The sequence below is a fragment of the Verticiella alkaliphila genome, assembly GCF_018904615.1.
Lineage (GTDB): Bacteria > Pseudomonadota > Gammaproteobacteria > Burkholderiales > Burkholderiaceae_B > Verticiella > Verticiella alkaliphila.
Window position 1 is genome coordinate 1 of sequence record NZ_JADCNH010000112.1, and the last position, 489, is coordinate 489.

Sequence of the window (489 nt, forward strand, 5' to 3'; positions counted from 1 at the left end):
GCGCAGCAGCCAATCCGCGATCTCCTCGTTCTCGGCCTTGAGCTTGGCTTCGTACCGATAGCAGGATTCGCTAATGCGGAAGACCGCGCAGGCCACACGGATCGATGCTCGCCTGGACCGGACCACCTCTTTGGCCATCTCGCGTCGGCGAGACGGCCTCAGGACTTTTTTGCGAGGTACTCCGAGGCGATCTCGGCCTTGAGCTTTTCCTCGACGTACATCTTGCGCAGCCGGGCGTTCTCCGCTTCCAGCTCCTTCATCCGTGCCATCATCGACGTGTCCATCCCGCCGAACTTCGAGCGCCACTTGTAGAACGTCGCCGAGCTGATGCCCAGTTCCCGGCACAGCTCCGGCACCGCCAACCCACCCTCAACCCGCTTGATCGCCTCGACGATCTGGCTATCTGTGAACTTCGATCGCTTCATCTGTAGAACTCCCTGTGCGAGAAAATTCTACTTCTGAATCCCAGGGTTTTTAGGGGGCATTACC

General features: G+C 59.3%; 1 pseudogene. It reads right to left on the reverse strand.

The features are described 5' to 3' along the window. Positions 1 to 425, reverse strand: a pseudogene (locus IMZ29_RS23015) (transposase); the annotation flags it as partial. Between the last annotated feature and the right edge of the window lie 64 nt (positions 426 to 489).